Source organism: Polaribacter atrinae (assembly GCF_038023995.1).
Taxonomy (GTDB): domain Bacteria; phylum Bacteroidota; class Bacteroidia; order Flavobacteriales; family Flavobacteriaceae; genus Polaribacter; species Polaribacter atrinae.
Genome location: NZ_CP150660.1, coordinates 1371185 through 1391860 on the forward strand (window position 1 = coordinate 1371185; position 20676 = coordinate 1391860).

Here is a 20676-nt window from a genome sequence, read left to right on the forward strand (position 1 = left end):
TTGTATTTTTGACATAAAATATACCATATGAATATTCCACAAACTAGTTTTCCAAGAGTTGTTATTATTGGTGGCGGGTTTGCAGGTTTAGCTGCTGCAAAAGGATTAGAAAAACAAGAACTACAAGTTGTTTTAATTGATAAACACAATTACCACACTTTTCAACCTTTATTATACCAAGTTGCAACAGGTGGTTTAGAGCCAGATTCTATTGCTTTTCCACTAAGAAAACGTTTTAATGATGTTGATAACTTCTATTTTAGATTAACAGAAGTAGAAAAAATAAACACAGAAAACAACACCATTGAAACCTCTATTGGTAATTTAGAATATGATGAATTAATTATAGCTACAGGTTCTACAACCAACTTTTTTGGTAATACCAATATCAAAAAACACACGATGGAAATGAAGTCCATTCCGCAATCTTTAAACATTAGAAGTTTAATTTTAGAAAATTTTGAAGAGGCTTTATTAACTTCTAACATAGAAGAAAGAAATGCCTTAATGAATTTTGTAATTGTAGGTGGCGGACCAACAGGTGTAGAATTAGCAGGTGCTTTGGCAGAAATGAAAAAAGGTATTCTTCCTAAAGATTATCCGGATTTAGATATTAGACAAATGCAGATTAACTTAATTCAAAGTTCTGATTGTTTGTTAAAAGGGATGAGTGCTAAAGCTTCTGAAAAAGCAGAAGATTTTCTAATAAAATTAGGCGTTAATGTTTGGAAAAATTTACGTGTTTTAGATTATGACGGAAAAACTGTAACCACAAAAGGCGATGATCATTTTAGAGCAGAAACCGTTATTTGGGCTGCTGGAGTAAAAGGTCAAATGATTGATGGTTTAAACGCAGCATGTGTTATAGAGAGAGCTGCAAGAATAAAAGTGAATGAGTTTAGCCAAGTTATAAGTTACCCAAATGTCTATGCAATTGGTGATGTTGCTTGTATGTCTTCAGAAAAAAAACCTTACGGACACCCAATGATGGCACAACCTGCCATTCAGCAAGGTAAATTAGTAGCAAAAAATATTTTAGCAAAACTGTTTAACAAAGAACAAAAAGCATTTGTTTATAAAGACAAAGGTTCTATGGCAACTATTGGGCGTAATAAAGCGGTTGTAGATTTACCAAAATGGAAATTTCAAGGAGTTTTTGCTTGGTTTGTTTGGATGTTTGTACATCTTTTTTCTTTAATTGGTTTTAGAAACAAAGCCATCGTTTTTCTAAATTGGGTCTATAATTATATCCGTTTCGATAGAGAAACTCGTTTAATTATAAGACCTTATAAAAAGAAAAATAAATATTCTTTTAAAAGTTAATCTATGGCTACTAAAAGAATCGTAAAATGCCCAAACTGCGGGGTTTTAAATACCAACAAAGAGTATTGTACAAACTGTAATACTTTAATTTCTCATCAAAAGAAAAGAGAACTCAAAGCCGATATTGTAAAGCAAAAAGAAATTGACAAAGTTATTTACGAAAGAGAAAACCCAAATTTAACTGAAAGGCTAAAAAATCATTCTAATATTTTTTATAAAATTATTGGATGGATTTTATATTCTGCATTTACAATAGTTACATTAATTGGGGCGGGTTTAGCTTGGTTAATAGCAATGGTTGCTGCAGGATAAATATGAAAAAAACACTTTTTTACTATTTTATCTTCTCAATAATTACAGGTACTTTTATCTACTTCTGCTCGTTTTTCAATTTTCAATTACCAAGAATTATTCGTCATTATATAAATGATTTTTTAATTATCCCCATAGTCCTTTATATCTGTTTGCAAATATTAAGATGGTCTAAAGATGATAAAAACTATACATTGAGTTTACCTATTATTTTATATGTTTGCCTTTTATATAGCTTGTTATTCGAATTTATTTTCCCCAAATATTTAGCAAGATACACCAAAGACTTTATTGATATTTTTCTTTATTTTACAAGCGGATTTTTATTCTATTACTTACAAAAAACTAAAGAATAATTTTCTACTATAATTGCATCAGAAATCCCAAAGGAAACGCATTTCTAAATAAAATGCTTTATAAAACCTCAACTCAGAATCAAAAAACAACAATTCGGTATGTTTCTTGATAAAAAAAGGAAAAAACATTCGATATTTACAGTATCAAATAAATAAAACATCTGGTTATGAAAAATTTACTTTTAATCTTAGCAATTATTTTTAGTGGAATTCTAACAACAAACGCACAAGAAGAATCTGTAGATTTAACCATTAACATTTCTGGTTTAAATTCTGATAAAGGAAACCTATTAATTGGTCTGTACAATAAAAAAGAAAGCTTCTTAAAAAAGCATTTTAAGGATGATATCGTAAAAATTAAAGACAAAAAATCTGTAGTTATATTTAAAGATTTACCAAAAGGTGAATATGCCGTTTCCTTTGTTCATGATGAAAATAACAACAAAAAGATGGACACAAACATGTTTAAAATACCTAAAGAAGACTACGGATGTTCTAACAATGCAAGAGGCTTTATGGGACCTCCAAAATACGATGACGCTAAATTTCAATTAACAGAAAATAAAACAATTGAAATTAAAATATAAATAATTAAAAAATTCATTTCAATAAGATTTTTTGCACAAACAACACCTCCAATGGGAATCTTCCAAATTTTGAAAACCGATACTAAATACTAAAACTGTTTACTTTAAGAAAGTATTTTAGTAATCAACTCTTGTTTAGCAACCTCGTCATCACCAAACAACCATTGCAACACATTATCTTCCCAAATTTGTCCTTTTTCTGTTTCTGTAATAATTTTTTCATCAATAGCTAAATCTAAAATTTTACCAGGATAAGATGATTGTTTATCACTTTCCATTTCTCCTAACGGATACGGATCGTCTAAACCCATTAAAACCTGACTTACACCTTGTCTTTTAAACATTAATTTTAAAGAATCAGTATCGTGTACCAACGTGTCAAAAAAGATATTTTTATGTCCTACGGCTTTTCTAGGATGCGTTTTCCCTTCAAATAAATCGGGTCTTCCATCAAACCCCTGAATTCTTCTACCCAAGTTCATTTGTGCCAATTGGCCACCATGCGCAAAACAAGTTCTAATATTTTTAAAACGTTCTTGCATTCCGTTTAACGTATAAAAATGATATGCATCACCACATTGTGCCAACATCCAAATTAAATGAAAACGCCAATTGGTATTTTCTAATTTAATCATTTTATCTCCATCATACGGATGAATTTCAATAGCCAACTTATATTTATCTGCCAATTCAAAAATTCGATCATTTTCTTCATCAAACACACAACGCCATTGCCCAATAGAATCCATAAAATGCGTTGGCAAACACAAAACTTTTAAGCCTAATTCTTCTACACAACGTTTCATTTCATCTAAAGCACCATAAATAAAACCAGGATGCACCACAAAACCACAGGTAAATTTACTTGGATGTTCTCGTTGTACTTTTGCATTAAAATCGTTCTGAAAACGCAATGCTTTTTTCATTTCTTCTAAACGCAATCCATTTCCGTATAATTGAGAAAGGTTTAAAACAACAGCATGATCTAGCTTATTTTTCTCCATCCAAAGTAACTTTTCATCTAAGAAAAAACTAGAATCAGTTACAGGGCGCCTCCACCCTTTTTGTAACATGTGTTTACGCTCATCATCTACCCAGAAAATTTCTTTTTCCTTCATAAAATCTGGAATTTCTTCTGGATAGGGTAACAAATGTGAATGTCCGTTTATGCGTAGTTTACGTTTCATTATTTAATCTTTTTTGTCATTGCGAGGCACAAGCCGTGGCAATCTTTTAATAAGAGATTACTTCGTCATTCTTCCTCGTAATGACGATCACGATTTATTTAACTTTTTGAGGTACTTCCATTATTGTTCCACAATTATCACACGTACATTTTTCTATATCAGAATAATACTTATCAAAAATTACGGGCATATCTGTTTCTATGTTTTCTAATGCAAATTCTTGTCTATACAAAAGGGTTTCACAATTCTCACAATACCATTCTAAAGCATCTAACATCCCTTTAGATCGTGGATATTCTATAACCAAACCAACTGTATTTTCTTTTCTTTGTGGCGAATGTGGTACTTTACCTGGTAATAAGTAAATATCACCTTCATTAATTTCTACATCAATTTGTTTCCCTTTATCATCAATGATTTTTAAAATCATATCACCTTCCAACTGGTAGAAAAACTCAGGCGTTTCATTATAGTGATAATCTTTTCTATTATTTGGCCCACCAACAACCATCACAATATACTCGCCATTATCCCAAACTTGCTTGTTTCCAACTGGTGGTTTTAATAAATAACGATGTTCATCTATCCACTTTTTAAAATTTAAAGGTTGTACTAAATTCATATCAAAAATTTTTAAATTATTAGATATTTATACTCATAGAATCAATAGTTAAAACTTCAATTAAATCCATTTTAACTCTTTTATTTTCTTTTCTCAATTATTTTTTTGGCGTTACCTAAAGGTCGGGCTTTTCACTATATCTTTTTGCAAAAAGCAAAAAGGATGTCGTTTCAATCCCTAACGCATACTTTTGTATAAAGTTACAAACTTTTAGTTCTTCCTCCATCAACAGGAAGATTTATTCCGTTAATATAACTTGCTTGTTCACTTGCTAAAAAAGTGATAGCAGCAGCAGTTTCTTCTGGCTTTGCAAAGCGTTTTACAGGTACATAATTTTTCATAATTTGCTCCATTTCAGCTTCTGTTGTATGCTCTATTTTCGATTTTACTTTTATAATTTGATCTAAACGTGCTGTATTTGTAAAACCAGGCAGTACATTATTTACCGTAATTTGAAATTCTGCTAATTCTGTAGCCAATGTTTTTGCCCAATTACCAACCGCATTTCTAATGGTGTTAGAAACTCCCAAACCCGGAATTGGCTCTTTTACCGATGTTGAGATTACATTAATAATTCTACCAAACTTTACTTCTTTCATAAACGGAACCACAGCTTGTACCAAAATCTGATTACAGATAACATGCATTTGAAACGCATTTATTAAATCTGATGAAGTTGCAGAAATTAAATCGCCACTTTTTGGACCTCCTGTATTATTTACTAAAATATGAAACTTTAAATCTATGGTTTCTAGTGCTTTTTTTAATTCTTCGGGTTTAGAAAAATCTGCCACCAAATAAGTATGCTGCTGATTGTTATTTGGTAACTCTGCTAAAACAGTTTTTAATTTTTCTTCATTTCTAGCAATTAAAGTCACATTTACGCCTTCTTCTGCTAATAAAATTGCGGTTGCTTTTCCTATTCCTTGTGTACTTCCACAAACAATTGCATTCTTATTTTGTATGTTTAAATTCATATATAAAATAGCTATAAGAATTAAGAAACAAGAATTAAGACAACTGTGTCTTTTCTCTTACCTCTATCTTCTTGATTCTTATTTGTTTTCCAAAATCATTTGTTTAATCTTCACTGCTTTTTCAAAATGATCTAACTTATGCGTTTCAATCCACCATTTTGCAACTTCCATTAACAACACCGGATTGTCATTTTTATTTTTGAAAAATGCATAGAAAGACAAACCAACATTCGTTCCTTTTTTAGCAATTTTAGCATCACAAACTTCAATTATTTTTTCTTTTATTTCTGTATTCATGCTTTATTTTTCTATTTGATACAATGCTATCATTTTCTTATTTATAATTGATTTAGGAATATTTTTTAAGATAAAATTCCGAAAACCTTGACCATATTTCCAATGTGCCATTTTACCAGTTGTCCAAGATTGATTTACAACCATACTAACTTTCTTTTGTCTTTTTTGTTGAAACGATTCAAATACGTTCTCATCTTTTTGCGTTGCAATTAACTTGCTTAAATAATAAGCACCTTCTATTGCCTGAGCGCCTCCTTGTCCCATATTTGGTGTTGTTGCATGTGCTGCATCACCAATTAAACAAATATTATTTTTATGCCACTTTTTAAGAGGCTTTAAATCGTGAATATCACTTTTTATAATTTGATGAATTTCTGTAGCAGCTATTAAATTCGTAATTAAAGGATCAAATTCAGAAAACATTTTTAACAACTTCTCTTTTACCAAACTAAGATCTTCTTGCACATTTTCTTTTGACAAAACAACTGCAAACCAATACACTTTGTCTTTTGATACTTTAGAAATACCGAATCTAATTTTGTCTCCCCAAAGCTCGAAACCTCTGTGTAAAAAATCTTCTTTTAAAGTTAAATCTGTTATTCCACGCCAGCAAGTTTGCCCAGAATATCGCTTGGTACTTTCAGGAAAAAGTTGATCTCTAACTTTAGAGTTTATACCATCTGCAGCAATTAAAAAATTAGTTTTAATTTTAGAATTATCATCAAAAAAAACTTCTATAATCCCTGATTCTAATTCTCTAAAAGACTCAAAGCCTTTGTTTAAAAATATTTTCTCTTGTGGAATCTTTTCAAACAACAATTTTTGAAGGGCAGCTCTATGAATGGCAACTGTTGTATAACCAAAAATATCTTTTATAAAATCTTGACAGCTATCAGAAATTGGAGATAAATCTTGTTCTCCAATTGTAATTCTATCTATAGAATTTCCGTTAGAAACCACATCTTCCAAAACACCTAAACTTTCTAGAACTTGCAAGGCATTAGGAGCTAACCAAATTCCTGCTCCAACCTCATTTAAAACGGGTGCTTTTTCAAAAATTTGATATTCTATTCCTTTCTTTTCAAAAGCCAAAGCTGTTGTCAACCCGCCAATTCCTGCACCAATAATTGTATATTTCATATCAAATTTAATTGCTTTCTGCCAACTCCAACAACTTTAATGTGGTATTATAATTTCTAGTTGTGGCGCTAACAAGCAATTTTCTTTCAAATAAATTATTAGAAAGTTTTGTTTTAGCAAAACCAGTTTCACAATAAATAAAAACCATATCATTATCAATTAGATATTTATCGTTATCAATATCTTTTACATCAATTTTTGATACATATACTTTTTTGTTTAAGAAAACAAATCCTACTATTTTGGTATTGTCTATTGGAAAAGGATAACTAGCAATTGCTTTTTTAAATTGAGGAATTGTTCTTGCAATTACAGGAACATCAAAACCAAATTTATTTTGAATTCCTTCATTAATTTTATTACAAATTACAGATTTACCTTCATATGATTCTAAAATAATGTTTCCACTCTGAATATAGGTTTGTACGTTTTTAAAACCTAAATCGTTTAATAATTCACGTAGTTCTGCCATTGGGAGTTTATTTTTTCCCGACACATTAATTCCTCTTAATAAAACTATATATTTTTTCATTGACTTTATAAACGGTCTCTTTATTTCTTACAATTAATAGCTTTTATCAACTGCTCTAGCCCTGATTGAAACGGCATCCTTTTTGCTTTTCGCAAAAAGATATAGTGGAAAGCAGGAAATAGCTTCAAAAAAAATTACAAGCCAGCAATTTTATCTTCCTCTAAAATGGTATTTGTTTCTACAATTACTTTCTCTAAAACAACTCTCAATTCCTCTTTTGTCATGTTTAAATGCGTGTGTACTTCATTCCCTGCAATTAAATTTAACAAGGCTTTGTCTTGTGCTCTTCCTTTTTTCATGGCGTTGTCATAACCAATATTTTCATTGAAGGTAACCAAAGAATATTTAGAAAAATATTCGGTTGGAAACGTTTTCTCCAAATCCATTTCTATCTTTCTTTTTTCTTTAAAAATAGGATTAGCAACGTGATCTCTCATTTCGTAAAAGTTGTCAATTGCTAGATCTGCAATAGCATCGGTGTCTTGTTTTCTTACTTTCTCGTAGGTTTTAAAAACAGTTTTCCAAGAATCTAAATCTTGATTTAAAATTTCATCAAAAACAGTAACATCTTCAAAAGAAGCATTCATTCCTTGTCCATAAAAAGGCACAATTGCGTGTGCTGCATCGCCCAATAAAACGGTTTTATTTTGATAACTCCAAGGTGAACATTTTATGGTTCCTAAAGCACCTGTTGGGTTGTTTAAAAATTCTTCTTTTATATTCGGAATGATCGCCAAAGCGTCTGGAAATTCTTTTTCGAAAAAGGCTGTAATTTTTTCTTCTGATGTTAAGTTCTCAAAATTAAACTCGCCTTCATTATAACTTAAAAAGAGTGTAACAGTAAAGCTTCCATCTAAATTTGGCAACGCAATTAACATAAAATCACCACGAGGCCAAATATGTAAATGTTGATTACTAATTTGATGTTCTCCGTTTTTATCCGCAGGAATTTCTAATTCTTTATATCCGTGATTTAAGTAGTTTTGAGAATAACTAAATAAAAATTTACGCTCTAAATAATAGCTTTTTCTTAATGAAGAACCAGCACCATCTGTTCCGAAAAGGACGTCTGCTTTTACAGAAAATTCTTCTTTGGTTTTGTAATCTTTAAAATGTGCCGTATTATTCTCTATATCTACGTTTTTACATTTTTTATTAAAATAAATATTTACGTTTTCGTGCTTTTCTGCTTCGTTTAATAAAAGTGCGTTTAAATCGCCACGAGAAATAGAATTGATATATTCATTTTCTCGCCCCGAATAATTAGAGGCAAACGTATTTCCTGCATTATCATGCATTAATCGCCCGTACATTGGTATGCAAATTTCTCTTGCTTGCTCTTCTACTCCACATAAACGTAAAGCTTTAAAACCTCTATCTGACAAAGCTAAGTTGATAGACCTTCCTGCAGAAATATCTACCGTTCTTAAATCTGGTCTGCTTTCATATAATTCAATTTTATAATCTCTTTGTGCTAACCGTAAGGCTAAAAGAGAACCGCAAAGTCCTGCTCCGATGATTACTATTTTATCTTTTCTGTTCATTTTTTCAATTGTCAGTTCGAGCGCAGTCGAGAACTAATAATAATCTATCAACTGCGCTCGAGAAGACATTTTTAATTATTATAACAATCCTTTTAAAATTGAAACCATTCTGTACACATCTTTAAAAGTATTATATAATGGCGTTGGTGCACAACGGATAACGTCTGGCTCTCGCCAATCTGTAATAATATGTTTTTCTGTTAGTTTTTTATGCAAACTTTTATCAGCATTTTTAACCTGAATTGATAACTGACAACCTCTTTCTTTTGGATTTGAAGGTGTAATAATTTTAATATCGTCAGAACCGATTTCATTGATTAAAAACTCGAAATAGCCTGTTAATTTTTCTGATTTCTCACGCAAAGCATCCATACCCACTTCGTCAAATAAATCTAAAGAAGCTTTTATAGCTGCCATAGATAATATTGGCGGATTTGATAACTGCCAACCTTCTGCCCCTTCCATCACATCAAAAGGCATGCGCATATTAAAACGGGTGGTTTTGTTATGATTCCACCAACCAGAAAAACGTGGTAATTCTTTATTTTTAGCATGTTTTTCATGCACAAATAACCCTGCTAAACTTCCTGGACCTGAATTTAAATATTTGTAAGTACACCAAGCGGCAAAATCTACTCCAGAATCGTGCAAATTTGGCTGAATGTTTCCTGCTCCATGTGCTAAATCGATTCCTACTATGCAATCTTTAGCATGACCAATCTGAGCGATTCGCTCTAAATCTAAAAACTGACCGGTATAGTAATTTACGCCACCAATTAATAACAAAGCTATTTCATTTCCTTGTTCAGAAACAATGGTTTCTAAATCATCAATATTTAGTAACTCGTCTCCTGTTCTTGGTTTCCATTCAATCACATCTTCTTTAGAAAATCCGTGAAATTCTAATTGAGATTGTACGGCATATCTATCCGAAGGAAAAGCATCTGACTCTATGACAATCTTGTATTTGGTTTTTGTTGGTCTATAAAAAGAAACCATTAACAAATGTAAGTTTGTTGTTAGCGTATTCATTACCACAACTTCTATCGGTTTTGCTCCAACAATTTTCGCCATTTTATCAGTTAACAATTCATGGTAATTCAACCACGGATTTTTTGCTTCAAAATGACCTTCTACACCTAAATTTGCCCAATCTTCTAATTCTTGATTGATATATTTCTTAGTAGATTTTGGCTGTAAGCCTAAAGAATTCCCTGTAAAATACAACCAATCTTTTCCGTTTTTATCTTTCGGAATATGAAATTGATTTCGCAAATGAGAAAGGGCATCTTCTTTATCTTGTTGTTTAGCAAACGATAACGAATTTTGATAGTGCATCTAATAAAAGTTGATTTACTTCAAATATAAAACAATCCTAAATAAGTTTCAATAATATTAGATTATAAAGCTTTAAAATTAATACTCATTTTTTGTATTTTTACACAAAACCAATACTAATGAAACCTTTAAAACATTTATTATTACTTGCCCTTTTTATTTTTTTATCTTGTAATAGCAAAAACAACCCTACAGACGAGTTAACAAACATTTACACCACATTAAAAACAACCTATGCACCAGATAAACGTGTAGAATTGTTTGATGTAAATTTTGAGTTTGTAGACAATCAACTTATTTTAGAAGGAGAAACTACCTCTAAACAAGCTTTTTCTATCTTGTTGGATAGTTTAAAAAATAGAAATTTAAACTTTACCAACAACGTGCGTATTTTACCAGATGATGCAGTGGGTTTAAAACAATATGCAATCGCTAGAAATTCTGTAATTAACATTCGTTCTAACCCAAAACATTCTGCTGAATTAGGTACACAAGGTTTACTTGGAATGCCATTAAAAGTATTGGATAAAAAAGGTGATTTCTATAGAATTCAAACGCCAGATACATATATTTCTTGGGTAGATAAAGGAGGTATTCATTTGATGAATAAAAGTGAATTTGATGCTTGGAACGATGCTAAGAAAATAATCTTCACCAAAAATTATGGATATACCTACATTGATAAATCTAAAGATTCTCAAATTGTATCTGACATTACTTTAGGTGGATTATTGAAATATATTTCTGAAGACAATGATTTCTATGAAGTAAAATATCCTGATAATAGAATTGGATTTATTAAAAAAGATGAAGCTGTTATTTACAGTTCTTGGTTAGAAAGCGTGGTTGCAACCAAAGAAAATGTTGAAACTGTAGCTAAAACTATGAATGGTTTTCCTTATTTATGGGGAGGAACTTCTAGTAAAGGAATTGATTGTAGTGGTTTTACTAAAATGGTGTATTTAATGAATGGTTTTATCATTCCTAGAGATGCGTCTCAGCAAATAAATGCAGGTGAAACAGTAGATAAAGACTTAAAATTTGAAGGTTTAGAAAAAGGGGATTTAATGTTCTTCGGAAAAAAAGCTACAGCAGATAAAAAACAACGTGTTACACATGTAGGTATTTGGCTTGGAAATGGCAAAATGGAATTTATACACGCAGCAGGTAACGTGCATTTGAGTTCTATGGATTCTAAAGAATCTAATTATGATGGGTTTAATAAAAACAGGTATTTAGGTAGTAAGCGTTATTTAGGCGTAAAGGATGAAATGATTGTTGATTTAAAAGAGGTGATAAAACTTTAGGTGTTACAAGTTGGCAACAAGCAAAAACGAACAATGGAAGAAATTGACAAAGTAGATGTAAGGTTCATTAACGACGAGGAAATTAATGAAAATGCATATTTATGGAGATATATGGATATTCATAAATTCCTTTCTTTTATTTTTAATAAATCTCTATATTTTACAAGATTAGATAATTTTGAAGATAGCAAAGAAGGAATTACAATTGAACATTTATTCTATAAAAATCTGAAAAAGAAAATGGATAATCATCCAATGTTTGACAGAGTTAGAAATTATTTATCAGTTGAATCTTTGGGTGGAGAAATGAACAAAATTGATGACGAATTAAAAAAAATTTAGAAGAGAAATTTTGCCAACTGTTGGGTAATTGGTGAAAGTAATACTGAATCAGTTGCTATGTGGAATTTATACAGTAAACCAAATAGTTTAGCAATAAAAATAAAATATTCAAATTTTAAAAAACTTCTGACTGAAAAAGGCCTACAAGATTCAGGTTATTCAAGAGAAATTTTGTGCAGTCCTATAAGCTATATTGATTTTCAAAAACCATATTTAGAAAAAGTAAAAAACTTTGATTCTGTATTTACTAAAGATATTAGTTTTAAACACGAAAATGAATTTAGAATAATTGTAAAAGAGAAAGAAAGAGAAATTCCTCAGATTCATTATAAGGAAAACATGCACAGAAAAAGCATTGAAAAATTACATAATGAATTTTGGAACTATTCTGGAATTGAAATGAGTTTAATCGATTTCCAAACTTTTGAATTTGAAATAGTACATCATCCAAAATCTCAAGATTGGGCAAAGAATAATATTAAAGAAATAATTCGTTTGTCTGAAATTGATTTTAAGATTAATGAATCTATTTTGGAATTAAAATAGCCAGTTGCCAACACCGTAAAAATTTTATTGCTGATTTTGGCACACTTGGGAAATTCCTTCGGAATTTCACCGTTCGTGTATTATTTACTAAATTCACTCCTTAAACAACTCAACAAAGCTTATACAAAAACGTTCATTAACGAAAGAAGTCAATTCTAAAAAAATATGAAAAAATCAAATTTAAATACCATTCTATTAATTATCATTATTGTGTTGTTAATAATATGTGCTTACGGAATTTATTCTCGCCCAACATTAGACGAAATCGACCAAAGAATTATGCATTGGGGACAACATTTTGGACAGCATTTTTCTAATTAAATTATTGCTTGAATAAGAATTTCGGTGGACTTTTTAGCTTGTTTTCGGAATCTAAATCTGAATTAAAAAACGTTAACCAACACCTTTTATAAAAGTCATTAAATTAGTTCATTATCAAAATAAGCTACTTTTATGTAAACAATAACATTGGTAGTAATTTAAAACCATCCTAAAAATCAATTACAAAACAATCATGCATAAAACACCAAAGCGAACTTGTATCCTCATTATATTCTCCTTTGTTTTGTTCAGTTGCCAGAACAACCAAAACAAAAATAATTTTGAATTAAAACAAGGTGATTTACTGTTTCAAAATACAGGAACTGGCGATATTGATAATGCTATTAAAGATGTAACTGCAACTTCATTAGCTAAAAACTATTCGCATGTTGGTATGGCAATGAAAAAGGATGGAAAATGGTTTGTAATAGAAGCGTTTCCTAAAGAGGGAGTTTCTCAAACTCCTTTAACAAAGTTTCTGAACAGAAATAAAAATAAGTTTAACAAATCTGCCACTACGGTTGCAAGACTAGATAACTATTACCAACCTTATATTGCTAAAGCAATAGCGTATGGAGTAGAAAGAATAAATACACCTTATGATGAGATTTTTTTATGGGATGACAATTCTTATTATTGCTCTGAATTAGTTTATAAAATGTTTTCTTCTCAAGATTTACCAAAAGATGCTATTCCGTTTCTTACGCATCCAATGACGTTTAACGACAGCACAGGAATTCCTATGCCTAGTTGGAAAACTTATTACAAAACACGCAACCAGCCAATTCCGGAGGGAATTGAAGGTACAAACCCTAATTTGATGGCTAGCAGCCCTCGTATTAAATTTGTGCATGATTATGAGAATGAATAAAGTGTAAAAATTGTTTGTTGTCCGTAAAGATGGTGTTCTTTTATATACAGATTGCTTCGTTCCTCGCTATGACAACATTTCTCAAACAAGTTTAGCCCTGATTGAACGGTGTGTTTGAGCTCTTTTTTATTCCTTTTTAGGATAAATAAAGCGAGTAGTGAAAGCAGGAAATAGCTTCAAAAAAGAAACACCTTTCAAATTATAAAATCTGAAGGGTGTTTTATGTTTTTATAAAGTGGTTTAATACTTTCTTTGATACTTTACGCTTTCTTCTAAATAAATTGGCGCTTCTGTACCGTCGTTAATCTTAAACTTTGTTTTAAGTGTTTCTCGCTTGATAATATCTTGTTTAAAAACTTCAAAATGTAAATGCGGATTGGTAGACCAACCAATATTTCCACTTTTAGCGATTAACTGACCTTTTGATACGTTATCGCCTGGTTTTACTTGCGCTGTATTGGTATCTATGTGTACATAATCTGAGAATGTACCATCTGAATGATAGATTAAAATAAAATTATTATACTCTAAGCAGCCTTTTGTAACACATGTTTTTGTGTTGTAATCTACCACTTTAATTACAACGCCTTCTCTTGCGGCATAAATATCTGTGCCAATTGGCATTATAAAATCTAATGCATTTATTTTCTGATGCGTTTGAACGCCATTATAACCTTGAGATACTTTAAACTTTTTTCCTTTTTTAAAAGGAAGGTTGTAAATGTATTCTTCTGCTGCAACGGTGTCTTTTACTTTATTTTCAAAATCTCCGTAATTATAGCTTGTTTTTGAATTATACTTGTAAGCGCCCGCTTTTATTGCTTTTAATGTAGTAATAACAAAGCCTGTGGTTCTTGCAGGAATTGCATAGGTTCTAAAATTTCCGTTGGATGTTGATAAATTAACTAGCTCTAAATCTACCTCAACCGAAACCGGACAATACTCATTGTTGTCTGCTAAAAACTCAAATCCATTCTCTGCTTTTTTAAAATAGGTTTTAAAATTAAGTTGAGAGAATGAATTATAAGAAATTAATAAAATGAAAATAAATAGAAATTTATTCATTTGTTATATGCTAATACAACACTCTAAATTTAATTGTCCCTTCAATTTCTCTTAAGGCATCTAAAACTTCTTTGTTGTATTCTTTGTCTAAATCTGTAATTACATAGCCAACTTTTGGATCTGTAGATAAGTACTGACCGTTGATATTTAATTCATATTCTGCTAAAACTTTATTAATTTTAGCCATAACACCCGGCACATTCTTATGAATATGTAAAAAACGGTGTGCATTTGTTTGTCTTGGTAAACGAATATTTGGGAAATTTACAGCATCTACTGTATTTCCAGAATTAATGTATGCCATAATTTTACTTGGTACAAAGTCTGCAATATCTCTTTGCGCTTCTTCTGTACTACCACCAACATGCGGTGTTAAAATTACGTTTGGTAAACCTTGTAACTCTGTAAAAAATTCACCATTTTTTCTTGGTTCAGAAGGATACACATCTACTGCAGCACCTGCTAATTTTCCGCTTTTTAAAGCAGCAACCAATGCAGGAATATCTACCACAAAACCTCTAGCTAGGTTTACTAAAATTGCTCCGTCTTTCATTTGAGAAATTTCTTTTTCTCCAATAAAGTTTTTGTTAGCAGAGTTGTCATCTATATGTAAAGTAACCACGTCTGATATTGCCAATAAGTCTGATAATTTATCTAACTTAGTTGCATTACCTAAACCTAAAGTATCTTCTACATCGTAATAATAAACATCCATACCTAAAGCTTCTGCTAAAATTGATAATTGTTTACCAATATTACCATAACCAACAATACCTAGTTTTTTACCACGAACTTCTCTAGAACCTTCTGCTGTTTTGTTCCACTGACCATTGTGAATTTCTGTACTTCTTTGAAAAACACTACGCATTAACATAATAATTTCTCCGATAGCTAACTCTACCACAGAACGTGTATTACTATATGGTGCGTTAAAAACAACGATTCCTTTTTCTTTACACGCTTCTAGATCAATTTGTTTGGTACCAATACAAAAGGCACTTACTACCATTAATTTTTCTGCTGCATCAACTACTTTCTGAGTTACATTCGTTTTAGAACGAATTCCTAAAACATGTACGTCTTTTATTTTTTCTATTAATTCATCTTCAGACAAACTTTTAGAAACTGTTTCTACAGAAAAACCATCTGTAGACAACTTCTTAAAAGCATCTGGATGTACGTTTTCTAATAATAATATTTTAATTCTATTCTTTGGGTATGAGATATTTCTTGGCAACTTGTTTACGTATAAAAATTCATCTAAATTTGGGGCAATGTGGTCTGCATTTTCTGTAGTTTTAATTCTAGAAACGTTTTCTGTGTATGCAAAAAACTTATCTGCTACACCTGCTTCTCTAGTTACATAATCGCTGTACCCATCACCAATAACTTGTATTTCTCCTTCGAGATTCATGTCTTTTAAACACTTTATTTTTCCGTTGTGCTGAGAAAGTGGATTGTTGGCATCAAAACCAATAATCTCCCCATCTTCTGCAAACTCAAAAGTATTTGCATACACTCTTTCTGAAGGTATATTGTATTCTTTTACAATAGGATCTATAAATTCTTTAAATCCGCAAGAAATCACATAAATATCATCTGCAAAGTTTTCGAAAAACTCTTTGTTGCTTTCTATGGATTTTGATACTTGCTTTTTTAAAGCTGCTACTAAACCAGATAAATCTGCTTGGTTAGCTTTTAATAATTTTATTCTTCTTTCTAATGACTCTGTGAAGGATATTTCGCCATCAATCCCTAAATTGGTAATATCAATTATTTCTTGAATAATTGTGTCTTTTTTAGGATTGTTTTCTAAGGTTATTTCTGCTAAAACATCTAATGCTTCTACACGTGTTAAAGTGCTGTCAAAATCGAAAATATAATTTCTTTTTGTGCTAATCATTACTTAAGAATCTTGGTTGAATTTAAGTGAGTAAATCTACAAATATAGTAGGGAAATAAGAAGTCATTTTGTAGTTTTATGATATCTATTTTATTTATTCTATTAATTTAAATATACTTACGTTATAACAGTATTTCATCAATAAAAATTATGGAATCCTAAAAGAAGCAACCACCAAACAATTGGTAATAGCTCTACCCAAAAAGAACTATAGTACTTGGATTGTTCTGTTTTTGCTCTCATTAAGAAAATAATCAACATAAAAAAGAAAAGCATAAAAGGTGTTTTTACAAACGTATTGGTAGCAATCAAATATTCTAAAACTAGAGAAAAAACCAACAACATTAATCCTAACTTTCTGGTCTTTGCGATCCCTATTTTCTTCGGAATCGTTTGTAAAGAAATAGCATCATACTGTACATCTCTTATATCAAAAGGTAAAATTAGAACCACCACAATTAAAAAACGTTGTAGCATTAGTAAAAGTACATTTATAGAAATTTCTTTACCTGCATCAACTGCAGGAATTAATACCGTAAAACCCGCCCAAACGAGCGCCACAATAATTACTTTTAAATAACTAACCTGTCTTAATGTTTTGTCTACTCCACTTAAAAAAGGAACCGCGTACAATACTGTTAACAAGCAGAAAGGAAGGGTATATAATAGTGTATTTAGAGAAATTTGATATGCAAAATAACTCAGCCCTAAAAAACAGAAAAAAGAAAACACTTGAATATTCTTTAAGCCTTTTGCCAAACTTTTATGATGAAATTTTGCCACACCTGCATATTTTACAGAATTATACCCTGTAATAGTACCCAAAAACATAAAATAATTTAAGTTGCTATTATAAGGTAGCTCTAAATAAACTTCTGTAATTCTTAGAAGCGCATATACAGAAAATGCAACATGAATACTTGCATTTATATAAAAGTCGAACACCAATTTTAAGAGTCTCATTTAGCAAAAATAGCTTTTATGTTCATAACATTCATTTTTGGTTGATAATTCTCCCTTTTTTGGCTAAAATTTAGCCTAAGTTATTTTATTATTTCCCTACTTTTGGTCTGCAAAATTTCGAATAAATACACACAACTAAGAACAATCGAAATCATATTAAAATAGCATTAACAAAACCCTATTAAATGAATACAAATTTGTTTCAAAACAGACATATTGGTCCTAACAAAGAGGAGCAAGAAAAAATGTTATCAACTATAAAAGCGGATAATTTAGATCAGTTAATTTACCAAACTGTTCCAGATGATATTCGTTTAGAAAATGAGTTGGATTTAGCGCCTGCTAAGAGCGAATACGAGTATTTAGCGCACATCAAAGAATTATCAGAAAAAAATAAAGTTTTTAAAAGTTATATTGGTTTAGGATATCATGAGGCAATTGTGCCAAGTGTAATTCAGCGTAACATTTTAGAAAACCCAGGTTGGTATACAGCATATACACCTTACCAAGCAGAAATTGCACAAGGTAGATTAGAAGCTTTGTTAAATTTTCAAACAATGGTTTGTGATTTAACAGGAATGGAATTGGCAAATGCCTCATTATTAGACGAAAGTACTGCCGCTGCAGAAGCAATGGCTTTATTATTTGACGTTAGAGAAAGAGCACAAAAAAAAGCAGGTGTAAATAAGTTTTTTGTATCCGAAGAAATTTTACCTCAAACATTGTCTGTTTTACAAACACGCGCTACTCCTATTGGTATAGAATTAGTGGTTGGAAACCATGAGGAATTTGATTTTTCTGAGGAATTTTTCGGAGCAATTTTACAATATCCTGGTAAACATGGTCAAGTTTATGATTATACAACCTTTGTTGCCAAAGCCAATGAAAACAACATTAAAGTAGCGGTTGCTGCAGATATTTTATCATTGGTAAAATTAAAAGCACCTGCAGAATTTGGTGTTGATGTTGTGGTAGGAACTACGCAACGTTTCGGAATTCCGTTAGGATACGGAGGTCCTCATGCTGGTTATTTTGCTACAAAAGACAAATATAAAAGAAGTATTCCTGGACGTATTATTGGTATTACCAAAGACGTAAATGGAGAACGCGCTTTACGTATGGCACTACAAACACGTGAGCAGCATATTAAAAGAGAAAAAGCAACTTCTAACATTTGTACAGCACAAGTTTTACTAGCAGTTATGGCGGGTATGTATGCGGTTTACCATGGTAAAAGTGGTTTACAATTTATTGCAGATTCTGTACATAATAAAACAAAATTAGTTGCAGATTACTTAGACAAAGCTGGTTTTAAACAATTAAATACTTCATATTTTGATACTTTATTGGTAGAAATAGATTGTATTAAATTAAAATCTGTTGCAGAGTCTTTTAAAGTAAACTTTAATTATGTTGATAAAAAACACATTTCTATCTCTATAAATGAAGCAACTACTCAGAAAGATTTAATGAACTTGTTTACCATTTTTGGTCAACTTAAAAAGAAACCGATTGCATCGGAAACTGTAGACGATTTTCATCAGATTTTAACCAAAGAATCTTTTGGTGCAGATTTTGAAGTTATTACAGAAAACACAAAAAGAAGCACACCTTTTCTAGAAAACGATGTGTTTAACACGTATCAATCTGAAACAGATATGATGCGCTATATTAAAAAACTAGAGCGTAAAGATTTGGCCTTAAATCATTCTATGATTTCTTTAGGTTCTTGCACCATGAAATTGAATGCTGCATCTGAAATGTTACCTTTAAGCAATCCACAATGGGGAAATATTCACCCTTTTGTACCACTAAACCAAGCTGAAGGATATCAACAAGTTTTAAAAAGATTAGAGCATCAATTAAATATTATTACAGGTTTTGCAGGAACTTCTTTACAACCAAATTCTGGTGCACAAGGTGAGTTTGCTGGTTTAATGACTATTAGAGCGTACCACGAATCTAATAACGATTCTCATAGAAATATCTGTTTAATTCCTGCTTCTGCACATGGTACAAACCCTGCTTCTGCTGTTATGGCCGGTATGAAGGTTGTAGTTACCAAAACCGATGAAAAAGGAAATATTGACGTAGAAGATCTACGTGCTAAAGCAATTTTGCATAAAGATAATTTAGCTGCTTTAATGGTTACCTATCCTTCTACACATGGAGTTTACGAAAAAGCAATTAAAGAGATTACTCAAATAATTCATAATAACGGCGGTCAAGTTTATATGGACGGTGCAAATATGAATGCACAAGTAGGATTGACAAATCCTGCAACTATTGGTGCTGATGTTTGTCACTTAAATTTACACAAAACATTTGCCATTCCACATGGTGGTGGTGGACCAGGAGTTGGACCAATTTGTGTAGCTCCACAATTAGTACCGTTTTTACCTACAAACCCTGTAATTGCTACTGGAGGAGAAAATGCAATAACAGCTATTTCTGCTGCTCCTTGGGGTTCTTCTTTAGTTTGTTTAATTTCTTACGGATACATTACCATGTTAGGCGCAAAAGGTTTGACGGATGCTACCAAAAATGCCATCTTAAATGCCAATTATATTAAAGAACGTTTGCACGGACATTACAACAGTTTATACACTGGAGAAATGAACAGAGCAGCTCACGAAATGATTATTGATTGTCGTGATTTTAAACAAAACGGAATTGAAGTAGTAGACATTGCAAAGCGTTTAATGGATTATGGTTTTCACGCACCAACCGTTTCTTTCCCAGTTGCTGGAACCATGATGATTGAACCTACAGAGTCTGAATCTATTGCAGAATTAGATCGTTTTTGCGATGCTATGATTTCTATTCGTGAAGAAATTAAGAACGCAACAAAAGAAGATGAAAACAATCCTTTAAAAAACGCTCCTCATACGCAAGAAATGTTAACTGCAGATGAATGGACCTTACCATACACTAGAAAACAAGCGGCATTTCCTTTACCTTATATTGCTGAAAATAAATTTTGGCCTACAGTAAGAAGAGTTGATGATGCTTTTGGAGATAGAAACTTAATTTGTTCTTGCAACCCAATTGAAGATTATATGTAGAATACACAGTATTCTTTTTAATATTTTAAAAACCGTTTCTTTTAGAAACGGTTTTTTTATGTTTATAATAACCTAGAT

The 20676-nt window shown here is 31.1% G+C and carries 20 protein-coding genes; 9 read left to right on the forward strand and 11 right to left on the reverse strand.

Going from position 1 to position 20676, the window contains the following annotated elements; genetic code table 11:
* Nucleotides 1-27 precede the first annotated feature (27 nt).
* The 3 genes from WG945_RS06010 (at nucleotide 28) to WG945_RS06020 (ending at nucleotide 2578) form a co-directional block, all read left to right on the forward strand.
* A complete protein-coding gene (locus tag WG945_RS06010; RefSeq protein WP_068450642.1) occupies nucleotides 28-1323 on the forward strand; it encodes an NAD(P)/FAD-dependent oxidoreductase in 1296 nt (431 codons plus the stop codon).
* A 3-nt stretch (nucleotides 1324-1326) separates the two neighbouring features.
* Nucleotides 1327-1635 (forward strand): hypothetical protein, encoded by a 309-nt coding sequence (locus WG945_RS06015; protein WP_068450640.1) that lies wholly within the window; start codon nucleotides 1327-1329, stop codon nucleotides 1633-1635.
* Between the two features lie 523 nt (nucleotides 1636-2158).
* Complete coding sequence (locus WG945_RS06020; protein WP_157603681.1) at nucleotides 2159-2578, forward strand: DUF2141 domain-containing protein; 420 nt, start codon at nucleotides 2159-2161, stop codon at nucleotides 2576-2578.
* A gap of 104 nt (nucleotides 2579-2682) precedes the next feature.
* Here the strand turns inward: WG945_RS06020 and WG945_RS06025 are convergent, their stop codons facing one another.
* From WG945_RS06025 to kynU, 8 genes are all read right to left on the reverse strand, one after another.
* Complete coding sequence (locus WG945_RS06025; protein ID WP_082864258.1) at nucleotides 2683-3765, reverse strand: amidohydrolase family protein; 1083 nt, start codon at nucleotides 3763-3765, stop codon at nucleotides 2683-2685.
* A 94-nt stretch (nucleotides 3766-3859) separates the two neighbouring features.
* Nucleotides 3860-4387, reverse strand: coding sequence for a 3-hydroxyanthranilate 3,4-dioxygenase (locus WG945_RS06030; RefSeq protein ID WP_068450637.1), 528 nt, complete (start codon nucleotides 4385-4387; stop codon nucleotides 3860-3862).
* A 200-nt stretch (nucleotides 4388-4587) separates the two neighbouring features.
* Nucleotides 4588-5364, reverse strand: coding sequence for an SDR family oxidoreductase (locus WG945_RS06035; RefSeq protein WP_068450635.1), 777 nt, complete (start codon nucleotides 5362-5364; stop codon nucleotides 4588-4590).
* A 78-nt stretch (nucleotides 5365-5442) separates the two neighbouring features.
* Entirely contained in the window at nucleotides 5443-5661 is a 219-nt protein-coding gene (locus WG945_RS06040; protein WP_068450633.1) for a DUF6500 family protein, read from the reverse strand.
* Between the two features lie 3 nt (nucleotides 5662-5664).
* Nucleotides 5665-6801, reverse strand: a complete 1137-nt coding sequence (locus tag WG945_RS06045) for an FAD-dependent monooxygenase (protein WP_068450631.1) — start codon at nucleotides 6799-6801, stop codon at nucleotides 5665-5667.
* A gap of 7 nt (nucleotides 6802-6808) precedes the next feature.
* Nucleotides 6809-7333 (reverse strand): DUF1697 domain-containing protein, encoded by a 525-nt coding sequence (locus WG945_RS06050; protein WP_068450629.1) that lies wholly within the window; start codon nucleotides 7331-7333, stop codon nucleotides 6809-6811.
* A gap of 134 nt (nucleotides 7334-7467) precedes the next feature.
* Entirely contained in the window at nucleotides 7468-8877 is a 1410-nt protein-coding gene (locus WG945_RS06055; RefSeq protein WP_068450628.1) for an FAD-dependent oxidoreductase, read from the reverse strand.
* A gap of 78 nt (nucleotides 8878-8955) precedes the next feature.
* Nucleotides 8956-10215: a kynureninase gene (gene kynU, locus WG945_RS06060; RefSeq protein WP_068450626.1), complete on the reverse strand. Its 1260-nt coding sequence runs from the start codon at nucleotides 10213-10215 to the stop codon at nucleotides 8956-8958.
* A 119-nt stretch (nucleotides 10216-10334) separates the two neighbouring features.
* Between kynU and WG945_RS06065 the strand changes: the two genes are divergently transcribed.
* From WG945_RS06065 to WG945_RS06085, 5 genes are all read left to right on the forward strand, one after another.
* Nucleotides 10335-11522 carry a C40 family peptidase gene (locus tag WG945_RS06065; protein WP_068450624.1) on the forward strand — a complete coding sequence of 396 codons (1188 nt, stop codon included), beginning with the start codon at nucleotides 10335-10337 and terminating at the stop codon, nucleotides 11520-11522.
* 33 nt (nucleotides 11523-11555) lie between these two features.
* Complete coding sequence (locus tag WG945_RS06070; protein WP_157603680.1) at nucleotides 11556-11864, forward strand: hypothetical protein; 309 nt, start codon at nucleotides 11556-11558, stop codon at nucleotides 11862-11864.
* A gap of 57 nt (nucleotides 11865-11921) precedes the next feature.
* Nucleotides 11922-12410, forward strand: coding sequence for a hypothetical protein (locus WG945_RS06075; protein ID WP_068450620.1), 489 nt, complete (start codon nucleotides 11922-11924; stop codon nucleotides 12408-12410).
* Nucleotides 12411-12575: 165 nt separating this feature from the next.
* Nucleotides 12576-12731 carry a hypothetical protein gene (locus tag WG945_RS06080; RefSeq protein WP_157603678.1) on the forward strand — a complete coding sequence of 52 codons (156 nt, stop codon included), beginning with the start codon at nucleotides 12576-12578 and terminating at the stop codon, nucleotides 12729-12731.
* 244 nt (nucleotides 12732-12975) lie between these two features.
* Nucleotides 12976-13602: a YiiX/YebB-like N1pC/P60 family cysteine hydrolase gene (locus WG945_RS06085; RefSeq protein WP_231874674.1), complete on the forward strand. Its 627-nt coding sequence runs from the start codon at nucleotides 12976-12978 to the stop codon at nucleotides 13600-13602.
* 240 nt (nucleotides 13603-13842) lie between these two features.
* Here the strand turns inward: WG945_RS06085 and WG945_RS06090 are convergent, their stop codons facing one another.
* The 3 genes from WG945_RS06090 to WG945_RS06100 all read right to left on the reverse strand — a co-directional run bounded on the left by WG945_RS06090 (nucleotide 13843) and on the right by WG945_RS06100 (nucleotide 17533).
* Complete coding sequence (locus WG945_RS06090) at nucleotides 13843-14667, reverse strand: M23 family metallopeptidase (protein ID WP_068450617.1); 825 nt, start codon at nucleotides 14665-14667, stop codon at nucleotides 13843-13845.
* Between the two features lie 10 nt (nucleotides 14668-14677).
* Nucleotides 14678-16570, reverse strand: a complete 1893-nt coding sequence (gene serA / locus WG945_RS06095; RefSeq protein ID WP_068450616.1) for a phosphoglycerate dehydrogenase — start codon at nucleotides 16568-16570, stop codon at nucleotides 14678-14680.
* A 138-nt stretch (nucleotides 16571-16708) separates the two neighbouring features.
* Entirely contained in the window at nucleotides 16709-17533 is an 825-nt protein-coding gene (locus WG945_RS06100) for a hypothetical protein (protein ID WP_068450614.1), read from the reverse strand.
* 185 nt (nucleotides 17534-17718) lie between these two features.
* Here WG945_RS06100 and gcvP point away from each other — a divergent pair, with 185 nt between their 5' ends.
* Nucleotides 17719-20598 (forward strand): aminomethyl-transferring glycine dehydrogenase, encoded by a 2880-nt coding sequence (gene gcvP, locus WG945_RS06105; RefSeq protein WP_068450612.1) that lies wholly within the window; start codon nucleotides 17719-17721, stop codon nucleotides 20596-20598.
* The last annotated feature ends 78 nt before the right edge of the window (nucleotides 20599-20676 follow it).

Bases quoted from the DNA above. Each gene is read 5' to 3' on its own strand.
- kynU (WP_068450626.1), bottom strand. From the start codon at position 10,215: ATGCACTATCAAAATTCGTTATCGTTTGCTAAACAACAAGATAAAGAA.
- WG945_RS06035 (WP_068450635.1), bottom strand. From the start codon at position 5,364: ATGAATTTAAACATACAAAATAAGAATGCAATTGTTTGTGGAAGTACA.
- gcvP (WP_068450612.1), top strand. From the start codon at position 17,719: ATGAATACAAATTTGTTTCAAAACAGACATATTGGTCCTAACAAAGAG.
- WG945_RS06075 (WP_068450620.1), top strand. From the start codon at position 11,922: ATGTGGAATTTATACAGTAAACCAAATAGTTTAGCAATAAAAATAAAA.
- WG945_RS06045 (WP_068450631.1), bottom strand. From the start codon at position 6,801: ATGAAATATACAATTATTGGTGCAGGAATTGGCGGGTTGACAACAGCT.
- serA (WP_068450616.1), bottom strand. From the start codon at position 16,570: ATGATTAGCACAAAAAGAAATTATATTTTCGATTTTGACAGCACTTTA.
- WG945_RS06020 (WP_157603681.1), top strand. From the start codon at position 2,159: ATGAAAAATTTACTTTTAATCTTAGCAATTATTTTTAGTGGAATTCTA.
- WG945_RS06080 (WP_157603678.1), top strand. From the start codon at position 12,576: ATGAAAAAATCAAATTTAAATACCATTCTATTAATTATCATTATTGTG.
- WG945_RS06055 (WP_068450628.1), bottom strand. From the start codon at position 8,877: ATGAACAGAAAAGATAAAATAGTAATCATCGGAGCAGGACTTTGCGGT.
- WG945_RS06065 (WP_068450624.1), top strand. From the start codon at position 10,335: ATGAAACCTTTAAAACATTTATTATTACTTGCCCTTTTTATTTTTTTA.
- WG945_RS06050 (WP_068450629.1), bottom strand. From the start codon at position 7,333: ATGAAAAAATATATAGTTTTATTAAGAGGAATTAATGTGTCGGGAAAA.
- WG945_RS06025 (WP_082864258.1), bottom strand. From the start codon at position 3,765: ATGAAACGTAAACTACGCATAAACGGACATTCACATTTGTTACCCTAT.
- WG945_RS06040 (WP_068450633.1), bottom strand. From the start codon at position 5,661: ATGAATACAGAAATAAAAGAAAAAATAATTGAAGTTTGTGATGCTAAA.
- WG945_RS06070 (WP_157603680.1), top strand. From the start codon at position 11,556: ATGGAAGAAATTGACAAAGTAGATGTAAGGTTCATTAACGACGAGGAA.
- WG945_RS06090 (WP_068450617.1), bottom strand. From the start codon at position 14,667: ATGAATAAATTTCTATTTATTTTCATTTTATTAATTTCTTATAATTCA.
- WG945_RS06010 (WP_068450642.1), top strand. From the start codon at position 28: ATGAATATTCCACAAACTAGTTTTCCAAGAGTTGTTATTATTGGTGGC.
- WG945_RS06100 (WP_068450614.1), bottom strand. From the start codon at position 17,533: ATGAGACTCTTAAAATTGGTGTTCGACTTTTATATAAATGCAAGTATT.
- WG945_RS06030 (WP_068450637.1), bottom strand. From the start codon at position 4,387: ATGAATTTAGTACAACCTTTAAATTTTAAAAAGTGGATAGATGAACAT.
- WG945_RS06015 (WP_068450640.1), top strand. From the start codon at position 1,327: ATGGCTACTAAAAGAATCGTAAAATGCCCAAACTGCGGGGTTTTAAAT.